The organism is Rhodanobacter hydrolyticus, from assembly GCF_044904645.1.
Genome location: NZ_JADIKK010000008.1, coordinates 161,110 through 172,840, shown reverse-complemented (window position 1 = coordinate 172,840; position 11,731 = coordinate 161,110). Strand labels below are relative to the sequence as shown.

Annotated in this window: 5 protein-coding genes; 1 reads left to right on the top strand and 4 read right to left on the bottom strand. The window is 67.2% G+C overall.

Translation table 11 applies throughout. The annotated features are described in order from the left end of the window. Nucleotides 1-40 precede the first annotated feature (40 nt). Nucleotides 41-8,536 carry a GH36-type glycosyl hydrolase domain-containing protein gene (locus ISP25_RS03245; protein WP_404612070.1) on the bottom strand — a complete coding sequence of 2,832 codons (8,496 nt, stop codon included), beginning with the start codon at nucleotides 8,534-8,536 and terminating at the stop codon, nucleotides 41-43. Nucleotides 8,537-8,978: 442 nt separating this feature from the next. Here ISP25_RS03245 and ISP25_RS03240 point away from each other — a divergent pair, with 442 nt between their 5' ends. After that, complete coding sequence (locus tag ISP25_RS03240; RefSeq protein ID WP_192157678.1) at nucleotides 8,979-9,680, top strand: PP2C family protein-serine/threonine phosphatase; 702 nt, start codon at nucleotides 8,979-8,981, stop codon at nucleotides 9,678-9,680. Here the strand turns inward: ISP25_RS03240 and dnaQ are convergent. Genes dnaQ through ISP25_RS03225 form a run of 3 tightly spaced genes read right to left on the bottom strand, consistent with a single transcriptional unit; the run spans nucleotide 9,672 to nucleotide 11,553 of the window. Next, nucleotides 9,672-10,415: a DNA polymerase III subunit epsilon gene (gene dnaQ / locus ISP25_RS03235; protein WP_404611620.1), complete on the bottom strand. Its 744-nt coding sequence runs from the start codon at nucleotides 10,413-10,415 to the stop codon at nucleotides 9,672-9,674. The two genes, ISP25_RS03240 and dnaQ, sit on opposite strands and share 9 nt — an antisense overlap. Beyond that, entirely contained in the window at nucleotides 10,412-10,858 is a 447-nt protein-coding gene (rnhA, locus tag ISP25_RS03230; RefSeq protein WP_192157681.1) for a ribonuclease HI, read from the bottom strand. The genes dnaQ and rnhA overlap by 4 nt, the downstream gene beginning before the upstream one ends. 14 nt (nucleotides 10,859-10,872) lie before the next feature. Next, the gene (locus tag ISP25_RS03225) at nucleotides 10,873-11,553 is read right to left on the bottom strand and encodes a class I SAM-dependent methyltransferase (protein WP_192157683.1); all 681 of its coding nucleotides are present in this window, start codon (nucleotides 11,551-11,553) and stop codon (nucleotides 10,873-10,875) included. Nucleotides 11,554-11,731 lie beyond the last annotated feature (178 nt).

The window sequence follows — 11,731 nt, the reverse complement described above, 5'->3', positions numbered from 1 at the left end:
GATCAGGTATGCAAGCCGCACACAGGAGCGAACATCGCGTTCATCCACGGAACACCTCGGCGTGATGGTCGCGGCCGTCGTCCACCAACGCGATGTCGTTGCTGTCCTGCAATTGGCCGTCGAGTACGCAGCGTTCGGTTTCGCCGTCCCGCACACGGCGCACCACGATGTGGTAGTCGGTTTCGCGGAAGCGATAGTCCAGCGCGAACGTGTCCCAGCTTTGCGGCAGCAAGGGCAGCAGACGCAGGCGCTCGCCTTCCACGCGCAGGCCCAGCAGCGAATCCACGATCAGGCGGTACAGCCAGCCTGCCGAGCCGGTGTACCAACTCCAGCCCCCTCGTCCCACGTGCGGTGGTGCGCCGTACACGTCGGCGGTCACCACATAGGGTTCCACCTTGTAGGTGGCGATGGCATCGCCCTGGCCGTGGTTGACGGGGTTGATGAGGTTGAGCAACTCCCAGGCGCGCGCGCCGTCGCCCAGTTCGGCGAAGGCCATCGCCGCCCATACTGCGGCATGCGTGTACTGGCCGCCGTTCTCGCGCACGCCGGGCACGTAGCCCTTGATGTAGCCGGGGTCGAGCGCGGAAGTGTCGAACGGGGGATCAAGCAATTGCACCAGGCCGGCGTCGCGGCGCACCAGATGCGTATCCAGCGCATCCATCGCCTGACGCTGACGCAGGGGATCACCCGCGCCGGACAATACCGACCAGCTCTGCGCGATGGAGTCGATGCGGCATTCGAGATTGGCCGTCGAGCCCAGCGGCGTACCGTCGTCGAACCAGGCGCGGCGATACCAGCCGCCGTCCCATGCGCTGCGATCGAGGTTCTCGCGCAGTGTGGCGGCTTCGTCCACGCATCGCTGTGCGAAAGCCTCGTCGCCGTGCAGGCGCGCCAGCGGCACGAAGCGCTGCAGCACGTGATACAGGAAGAAGCCCAGCCATACGCTTTCGCCGCGGCCGCCTTCGCCCACCTTGTTCATGCCGTCGTTCCAGTCGCCGCTGCCCATCAGCGGCAGGCCGTGCGTACCGCGCGCGGCAGCACGGTTGATCGCACGCTTGCAATGCTCGTAGAGCGACTCCCGCAATTCCGAATGCGTGGGCAGGTCGTAGTAGGACTCTTCGCCCGGTCCCAGCAGCCGTCCCTCGATGTAGTTCGCCTGTTCGCCCAGCACGCCGGTGTCGGCGGTAACTTCCACATACCGGCTGGTGGCCAGTGGCAACCAGAGGAAATCGTCCGAGCAGCGCGTGCGTACGCCACGGTCCAGCGGCGGGTGCCACCAGTGTTGCACGTCGCCCTCGGGGAACTGATGCTCGGCGCACAGCAACAGATGCTGGCGCACCGCATAGGGCGAGGCGTGGACCATCGCCATCGCATCCTGCAACTGGTCGCGGAAACCGATCGCGCCGCCCGACTGGTAATAGCCGCTGCGCGCCAGGAAGCGGCAGGCGATGGTCTGGTACATCAGCCAGCCGTTGGCGAGCACGTCCACCGCCGGATCGGGCGTGCGCACCTGCACCTTGCCCAGCGTCCAGCGCCAATGCATGCGCACCGCCTCCAACGCGGCAGCGGCAGTGCCGCGATAGCGGAAGCGCTGTACCAGTTCGCTGGCCGCCTTGGCATCGGCGGCGACACCAAGGCGGAAGATCACCTCGTACTCGTCGTCATGGTCCAGCTCGAATGCCACCTGCACCGCGCCGCAGGGATCCATGCCGGCGCCGACCTGGCCGGAAAGTCTCGCGTTCGCCATGGCCGCCGGTCGGCGCAGGCTGCCGTTGCGGCCGAGGAATTCCGCCCGGTCGCCGCTGATGCTGCGCGCAGGGTGGTCGACGTCGATGAAGGCGACGCGGCCGACGAACTCCATGTTCCAGGCGTTGCGCGCCATCAGCGCGCCGGTGACGGGATCGGAACTGGTGATCACGTGCATTGCGGTCTTGTCGCGGAGGTCGCCGAGCACCCACTCCACGTAACCGGTGGCGCTGAACTTGCGCGTGCGGCCGCTGGTGTTTCGCACGCGCAGCACCGAGAACTTCACCGGCGCATCGAGTGCCACGTACACCCACAGCTCGCTGCGGATACCGTCCTGCTCGTGCTCGAACACGCTGTAGCCGAAGCCGTGACGGGTGCGGTAGGTGCCCCGTCCGCGGCATGGCAGCGGCGTGGGCGACCAGTACTCTCCGCTCTGCTCGTCGCGCAGGTAGATCGCCTCGCCGCCTGCGTCGGTGACCGGGTCGTTGCCCCAGGGAGTGAGCCGGAACTCGTGTGCGTTCTCGCTCCAGGTGTAGGCGCCGCCGCTTTCCGAAACAACCGTGCCGAACTGCGCGTTGGCCAGCACGTTCGCCCAGGGTGCGGGCGTGGCGCGGCCCGGCGCCAGCGTCACCACGTATTCGCTGCCGTCCGGCGCGAAGCCGCCGTAGGAGTTGCGCAACATCAACTCCTCGCTCGCCGGTGTTTGCGCCGGCGCGGACAAGGCACCCGAGGACTTTGCTTCGGTGGCGCGGAACGGCGCCGGTTGCGTCTGCACGTGATGGCGCCCGACCTGCTCTGCCAGGCCACCGCGGCTGTCGCTCAGTACCAGCCGTGCGGACGCCTGCATCAGCAACCGCTCCTCGCCGGACAGCTGCTGCGCGGAACGCACGAAGATGCCGCCCGGACGATCGATCAGATTCGCTTCCACACCCGAAGCAATCAGTCCCATGATCTGGTCGCGCAGCTGCTGGTGGTAGCCGGCGTGGTCTTCGTTCCAGATCACCAGGTCCACCGCCAGGCCTTTCAGGCGCCAATAGGCATGGGCCTGCACGAGCTGCCGCACCAGCTCGATGTGTGCAGGATCGGAGATATGCAGCAGCACGATAGGCAGATCGCCGGAAACCGCCTGCCCCCACAAACCGGACTGCCCGCGCCGGTTGGCGCGCAGGATGCCGGGATCGGCGCGCAGCGACGGATTGGCGTAGACGATGGAGGTGGCCATGTGCTCGTACAGCTGCGCGTCGGCAAGGCTGGCGTTGAGCTGGCGCAGCAGTACCTGGCTGTGCGTCCAGGCCAGGTCGAACACGCGATCGGCAAGGTGGCGGTCGCGGTATTTCTCGATCAGGCGCAGGCAGGCATCGCGGCTGTCGCCCATGCCGGTGACCAGGTCCACCCGCGCCGACTGTTCCGGCTCCAGCGTGATGCGGCAGCGGATCGCCACCACGGGATCGAGCACCGATCCCTCGCTGTCGCCGAGCTTGCGATGCGCCTCACCCGATGCGAGCGCACGCGGCGCGGCAAGAGTGCGGTTGCGGCCGATGAAGCGTGCGCGGTCGGTCTCGTAGGAGATCTCGTCGATGTCCGCGCCGTGCACTGCAAGCAAGTGGCACATCCACGGCACATGCTCGTCGGCCGAGCGCGGCCGGCGCGTGCAAACGATGGCCTGCAGTGCACGCACCAGTTCGGTCTGCACGAAAAGCTTGCTGAAGGCCGGATGCAGCGCATCGGCCATCGGCGGCGCCAGCACCACTTCGGCGTAGCTGGTGATCTCGATGGTGCGCCGCGTACGCGCGAAGTTGGTAACGCGCATGCGGCGAAGCTCGATGTCGTCCTCCGGCGAAACCACGATCTCGGTGTGCGTGTCGAAGTCGCGCTCGCGCACGCGGAACTCGGCGCGTGCGTCGGAGAAGATCGCCTCATGGAACCCGACGCGGCGCCGCACGGGTTGATGCGCCGCGGACCAGAACACGCCGCTCTCCACGTCGCGCAGATAACAGAACTGCCCCCAGTCGTCGCGGCTGATGTCCTCGTGCCAGCGTGTCACGGCCAGCTCGCGGCGACGGCTGTAGCCGCCGCCGGCGCTGCTCACCATGACGTGGTAGCGGCCATTCGAAAGCAGTTGCACGGCGGGCCGCGGGCGGTTCGGATCGGTGAACACGCGCAACCTCGTCTCCGCTCCCCGCGCCAGCGCTTCGGGCGCGGGTGCCGAGGTGGCATGACGGTATTCGGCCGCGCTGCGCGGCACGCGCTCCTGCAGCAGCAACAGGGTGGCCTGCAGGGCCGGATCGGCGACGAAGCGGCGCTGCATCGGCTGGCTGCACAGCAAGTGGTCCAGCGCCAACAGGCTCATGCCCTGGTGGTGCGCCATGTAGGAACGGAGCACCGTGGCGCGCTGTCCATGCGGCAACCGCGCGGGCGTGTAGTCAACGGCTTCGTGCAATCCATAACGGCCCTCCAGGCCCTCTTCCGCCAGCCGCTGCAGGTTGGCGCAGGCAGCCTTCGGCGCAACCATCAGCGCCAGCGCCGTGGCATAGGGCGCCACTACCAGTTCCTCGCCCAGGCCACGCTTCAGGCCCAAGCCAGGCACGCCGAAGGCGCGGTACTGGTAATTGAAATGGACGTCCATCGTGTTGTAGCCCGATTCCGATACGCCCCATGGCAGGCCTAGCTGGTGGCCGTACTCGATCTGCCGCGCCACCGCGGCGCGGCAGGTCTGGTCGAGCAAGGTGCTTTCGTAGCTGGGCATCACCAGCATCGGCATCAGGTACTCGAACATCGAGCCGGACCACGACAGCAGCACCGGCTCGCCACCGGTGACGGTGAGCAGGCGGCCGAGCGCAAACCAGCTTTCCTGCGAAAGCTGGCCCTGCGCGATGGCAACGAAGCTGGTGAGTCGTGCCTCGGAGGCGAGCAGGTCGTAAAAGCCCGAGTCCAGCCGGCGCTCGTCCACGTTGTAGCCGATCGACAGCAGCTCGCGCCGCGCGTCGTGCAGGAAGCCGTAGTCCATCATCGCCAACGCACCGCACTGTGCTGCCAGCCGCTCCATCGTCGCGAGCAGGTCCGAGGCACGATTGCGCGCCTCCTGCAACGGGATCGAGGCCTGCACCTCGTCGATCTGCGCCAGCTGGCGCAGCGTAGGCATGCCCAGGTCGCCCTCCCCGGCCGCCCAGTGGACGAAGGGGCGGAGGCAATCGCAACCGTCGTGGCATTGCACGCGCAGTGCCTGCAACCAGAAGTCGGCGTCTCCCTCCGGCTCGACATCCAGCGCGGCCGCGGCGGCCTCGGCAAGGTCGGTCAGGCGTTCCATGCAGGCGACGGCGGCTTTCACGTTGCCGAGCGGCTGGCCAAGCGCGGCTTCCAGCTCGCGGCGCAGGGCAGCCAGCGCGTCGGTGCGGCGGTCCTCCGCGACGAGTGCGCGCTCCAGCAGGTCGAGGGTGTCGGCCAGGCCTTCGAGCTGGCGGTGCTCGAACAGCGGCGCATCGGCCAGCTCCAGCAGGCCGATGCGCAGGGTAAGCAGGTGCCCGGCAAGGTTGCCGCTGTCCACGGTAGATACGTAGCGGGGCGGCAACGGTTGCAGCGACAGCGTGTCGTACCAGTTGTAGAAATGACCGCGATGGCGCGGCAGGTCCTGCAACGTGCGCAGCGTGCCACCCGTACGTTGCAGCAAGCGCTCGACGCTCAGGTAGCCCAGGTCCCACGCCGACAGATTCGCCAACAAGGCCAGGCCCATGTTGGTGGGCGAGGTACGGTGGGCGATCATCAGCTCCGGCTGCTCCTGCCGGTTGTCTGGCGGCAACCAGTTCTCCTGCGGACCCACATGGCTCTCGAAGAACGCCCAGGTCTTGCGCGCCAGTCGGCGCAGGAAACGGATATCGGTGGGCGTGGCGTCGAAATGTTGCGACGGCTGCGGCCGGCTGATCCGCCAGGCGATCGCGGGCGCCACCAGCCACAGCAGCAGGAACGGCGCGGCCACGCCAAGCGCGGCCGGCCGGGTCCACGCCAGGGTCGCGCCGACCAGCACGCCCAGCAACGGAGCGATCCACATCGCGCGCCACAGCACCGCGGGGTCGTCGCGCCCCGCACGCGCGGTCTGCCGCGAAGGTTTCCATTGCAGCAGGTTCCGGCGGCTGACGAAGAGTCGCCACAGGGTACGCAGCACCGCATCGAGGCTGTACAGCGCCTCGTGCGGCAGCCACACCAGGCCGAGTGCGGCGCGCGCCGCATGCTGCCCGACCTCGCGCATGGCGGCGCGCAGATGCTGGTCCAGCACCGCGTCGCGCGGCTTCTGGAACAGTTCCAACAACGAGGCCAGCAACAGCGGCACCAACACCACCATCAGCACGGCGAGGGTCCACGAGGGTTGCGTCGCACACGACAGCCATCCGAACAACAGCAAGACCATCAACGAGGGCGGTACCAGGCTGCGCCGCAGGTTGTCCAGGATCTTCCAGCGCGACAGCGCAGTGAGCGGATTGCGCCGCCAGCCGCCGCCGCGCGCCGGCGCCCATGGCAGCAACCAGGGCAGCAGTTGCCAGTCGCCGCGGATCCAGCGGTGCCGCCGCCTGGCGTCGTCGATGTAGCGCGCCGGATATTCCTCGTACAGCAGCAGGTCGCTGATCAACCCGCTGCGCGCGTAGCAGCCTTCCAGCAGGTCGTGGCTGAGGATGTGGTTGTCCGGGAAGCGGTCGCCGAGCACCTTCTCGAAGGCGTCCAGATCGTAGATGCCCTTGCCGATGAAGGATCCTTCGTCGAACAGGTCCTGGTACACGTCCGATACCGCGCGCGTGTATGGGTCGATGCCCGCGTCGCTGCCGAACAGCCGCGCATACGCCGAACGCATCGCGCTGGACAGGCTGATGCCCACGCGCGGCTGCAGGATGGCGTGGCCCGCGACGACACGCACGCATGTGGGGTCGAATACCAGGCTGTTGAGCGGATGCGCCATCGCACCCACGAAGCGGCGCGCGGACTCGCGCGGCAACTGGGTATCCGCATCCAGCGTGATCACATAGCGCACGTCCGCCAGCACATCGGCGCGGCCCATCACCAGGGCGAAGGCGTCGCGCGCGCCGCCGCGCAACCATGCATTGAGGTCGGACAGCTTGCCGCGCTTGCGCTCGCGTCCGCCCCAGGTGCGTTCTGAAGGATTCCACCGGCGCGGACGGTGAAACAGGAAGAAGCGATCTGCCTCGGCGTCGGCATAGGCTTCGTTCAAGGCCTCGATGCGTTCGCGCATCAGGTTCAGCAGTGCTTCGTCCTGCGGCTGACTTTCGGCGGCGGCATCGGCGAAGTCAGTGAGCAGGGCGAAGTGCAGGTAGCGGTCCCGGTTCGCCAGGTAGCGCACCAGCAGGCCTTCGGCAAGTTCGTCGACGTCGTCCGCATCCGTCAGCATGGCGGGCACCGCCACCAGGGTGCGCTTGTCGGACGGCAGGCCTTCGTCATAGTCCATCCGCGGCAGGACCCGCGGATCGGTGATTACCGTCGCCAGCCAGTTCACCAGGCTGATGGCCAGCTGGCTGCTTACCAGGACTACCGGAATTGCCAGCAACAGCCAGGGCCAGCGGCGGGCGGTGTCGAGCGGCAGGTTCTGTACCAGCGGCCACGCCAGCAGCACGGTGAGCAGCACGATCAAGCCCAGGTAGAGCGTCACCGGCCGGCGCCCGTGAAACACCAGCCGACGCCAAAACCGCGCGGGTGTCGCGCGCGCTTCCACACGCGCTTCCAGTGCCTCCACTCCGCCGTCCACCAGGTAGAAGCCGACGTGGCCGCGCGCCTCAGCCCGTTCGCCACCGCCACCTTCACGCGCCAACGCCACTGCGGCCTGGGCTACCGCCTGCTCGGACAGCGTGCAATGCCGCGCCAGAGTCTCCACCGCGCGGCGGTATTGGTCGCGCGTGGCGAAGTCCATGTCCGCGTAGACACCCGTCGGGTCTTCGCGCAGCGCGCGCTCCACCAGGCTGGTGCTCTCGACGAAGCCGCGCCAGTCCATCGCCGAGAGCGTGCGCAGGCTGCCGATGCTGTTGCCGATGGAAACCTGGTCGGCCGCCTGCTGTTGCGCTTCCATCCGCACCATGTGTTCGATGCTTTGTCCGGACTCCGTCAGGCGCTGTTCCACCCAGGTCAGCGGCAGCACCAGCGCAGGACTCTGGCCCTGCAATCGGCGCGCCAGCTCGGCCACGAAGGAGCTGACCATCGGTGGATTCGAGCGTGCCATGTCGGCCACCGCCAGCACGACGCTCTTGGGATCGCGCTCCGCCACCTCGCTCATGCGATTGGCCCAGTGCGCGGCGCGGCGACGATCGCCCCAGTCGATCATCACCCGTGCGGCCACGCGGCGCAGGTTCTCTATCAGCGCCAGCCGCAGCATGATCGGGATGGCCCACAGCTCGCCGAGCGTAAGCGGAGCCACGGTCTGGTACGAGGTGACGAAACGGCGCAGGCTTTCGACATCCACGTGGCCATCGCCGTGCGCAATGGTTTCCTGGGCGATTTCATATACCCGGGGCAAACCCGCACATGGCCCGTTCAACAATACCGGCAGCTCGCGGCTGTAACCCTTGGGAAGGTGACGCTGTGCCGTGCGGATCTGTTCCTCGACCAGGTAATAGTTGTCCAGCAACCACTCTGCCGCGGGGGTGATGCGACGGCCGTCGCGCATGGTTTGCGTGAGCAGGTCGCTGGCCTCTGCCAGCAGCCGTTGATTGCTGGACAGGCGCGCCAACAATGCGTCGGTCCGCGTCTGCGCACTCGTGCGGTGACGACTGGCCAGTTCGGCGCCGTGCTGATCCATCCGATCGGCGCTGAACAGCTCGTCACGCAACGCCGATTCCGGCTCGTCCTGCTGCTGCCGGCGACGGCGCAGACGTATACGCAGACGGCGGAGAAAGGGAATGGATAGCAGGCCGTTTTTCAAAAGCGGGCGTCCTTTGGCAGGAGCGTGAGGGGATGCCGCATCGCACGGATGCGCTTCGACCGCACGAGGCGGCCATGGATTCGACCCTGTCCCTCTTTAGATAACGGGCTGCGCGAAAGCGCCGCGTGAAGGCCTCCGTGATCCTGCGTTCACATCGCGCGCGACGGGCCGATGCGGCGCGCACCCGTCAACTGCCTGTTCTACGCTGCGCCACACCGTGCCTTCGCAAACTCGCGTACGCTTTTTGCTTTTACAGAGATTCTTTGCACCGCCTACCGACATCCGTCATGCTCCCCGCAACAGCCCTACCCAACCTCTCATGATCGAATTCGGACACGGCACCCACGTCGGCTTGCGCCGCACGCGCAACGAAGACACCTATTACGCCGACGCCACGCTCGGCCTGTTCCTGGTGGCCGATGGCATGGGTGGCCATCTGCACGGCGAGGTAGCCTCGGCGCTGGTGCGCGACAACGTGGTCGAGTTGGTCAGCCGTGGACATGGCCTGGCCGAGGCCATCCATGGCGCCAACGAATACCTGATGGCGCAACTGCTCAACCAAGGCAACAGCCTGCCCATGGGAAGCACCATCGCTGCCTTGCGCCTGGTGGACGACGGCTACGAGGCGGCCTGGGTGGGCGACAGCCGCATCTACACCTTGGGTCGCGAGTTGCGCCAGATCAGTCACGATCATTCGCTGGTGCAAGCACTGGTCGAAGCGGGCAAGCTGGACCCGGCGCACACCGCGCGACACCCGAACCGCAACGTGCTGACGCAGGCCTTGGGTGTAACCGCCGCGGCGCAATTGCACGTGGGCATGGCGCACGGCCGCCTCGCACCCGGCATGGGTTTCCTGCTGTGCAGCGACGGATTGACCGAGGACCTCGATGTAGCGTCAATCGCCCGCACCGTGGCGCGCACCGATCTCGCCGCGCAGGAGTGCGTGGATCAGCTGCTGCTGAATGCACTGGATCGCGGCGGCAAGGACAACATCACCGCGATCCTTGTGCGCTCAAGCTGAGCCGGCTTCCGCAAGGGCTGCGGGGGCTTCCAATTTGCGCCAAACGCTGGCGCCGCCTGCGCTCTTGTCCAGTGCATCGAGCCGATGCTCATGCATGGCGACCTCTTCGGCGCTCGCGCGCAACACGCGCGGACGCCCGCGAAGAACCAGGGGTGCCGCAACCATCGCGGCGGTCGACGATTCCTGCGGCTGCTCGAAAGCAAGATCCATGGCGACCTGGCCCGACGTCATCGCAAGATAGACGTCGGCCAGCAACTGTGCGTCGATCAGGCCGCCGTGCAGGTCGCGCCGCGAGTTGTCCACACCGAGGCGTTTGCACAAGGCATCCAGGCTGTTGCGCTGGCCAGGATAGCGTTCGCGCGCCATGGCCAGCGTGTCGAGCACGCTGCAACGATCGCCGATGCTGCCGAAACTGTCGCCCAGTCGCGCCAGCTCGGCATTGAGGAAGCCCACGTCGAAGCTGGCGTTGTGGATGATGAGTTCGGCGCCGTCGATGAAGGCGAGGAAATCGTCCACCTTGTCGGCAAAGAGCGGCTTGTCCACGAGGAAGTCATCGCGGATGCCGGTGACCTGGCTGGCGCCTTCGTCCATCGCGCGTTGCGGATTGAGGTAGGTTTGCCAGTGCCGGCCGGTGAGGCGACGGCCCAGCATTTCCACGCAGGCGATCTCGACCAGCCGGTGCCCCTGGCGCACCTCGAGGCCGGTGGTTTCCGTATCCAGCACCACCTGCCTCATGCGTGGCTCCTGCGTTGTTCGGCCTGCTCGCGCGCTGCCTGATCCACGCGCTCGTTCTCGACATGGCCGTTGTGGCCCTTCACCCACTGCCAGCGCACACGGTGATTGCCGGTGGCGGCGGAGAGGCGCTCCCACAAATCCTGGTTCTTCACCGGCTTCTTGTCCGACGTGCGCCAGCCGTTCGCGCGCCATTTCGGCAGCCACTGCTCGATACCCTGCATCACGTAGCGCGAGTCGGTGGTGAGCAACACGGCACAGGGCCGGGTCAATGCTTCCAGTGCACCGATGGCAGCCATCAGCTCCATGCGGTTGTTGGTGGTGTCTGCCTCGCCGCCGGCCAGCAGGCGTTCGTGCCCCTTGGCACGCAGCAGCGCCGCCCAGCCGCCCGGGCCCGGGTTGCCGAGGCAGGCGCCATCGGTAAAGGCTTGTACTTCTTCAGTCACACGGTTTTCCACAATCAAGAGACGGAATGTCGCCGCGTACCTGGCGACAGGCGCGCATTCACCGGCGCATGCGCGGGCAACGGCCGCAGCTTCAGAGGGGTGGCGATGCGCCGCTGCTTGCGCGCCAGCATCAGGTATGCACCACCCCAGCGGCTGTCGTCGCCGACCGCCTGGGTGCCGGGCCGGTACGCGCCCAGGCGGCGCAGGCTCTCGACTTCCAATCCGTCGCGTTGCAGATACTGGCGCAGGCGCCACGGCCATTGCAGCGATTGCCGCTGTCCGCGCGCGTGCCAGCGGAACCACGGTGCCCAGCCGCCCAGCGGATGCACGGCTGTCACCAGCAAGATGCCGCCAGGTGCGAGTACGCGACAGGCCTCAGCCAGCAGCGCGGCGGTTTGCGGCGCGGGTTCCAGCGCATGCTGCAACCAGACAAGATCAAAGGCTTCATCGATGAAAGGCAACGGATCGTCGGCGTGGCTGCGCAAGTCGCCACGATAGCCGTCGCGTGCGAGCCACAGGCGTGTCCATGCCATGTCCGGCAGCGGGGGCACGGCATCGTCGTCGGCCACGCCAATGCGCAGCGCACGCCGCCCCGTCTCGCGCCGCAACAGCGGCGCCATGCTGCGCCACTGCCCGCTGCGCAACCGCCGCAGGGGCGCACTGGCCTGGATATCGTCGTCGTGTTGAAGCGGCATGCATTCGATCCGACGCACGGTCGTCGCTGGAATCCAGTCGGCAGTGTAACGTTTGGAGGCGCCGCTCGTGTCGCGTTCCCGCGGACCCGATGCATATCGCTTAACTGCCCACGCCCCTTAACGACAAGCTAACGAGTTGCCGCAACAGGCTGTTTATAGTCGGAAGCTTCACGCACGC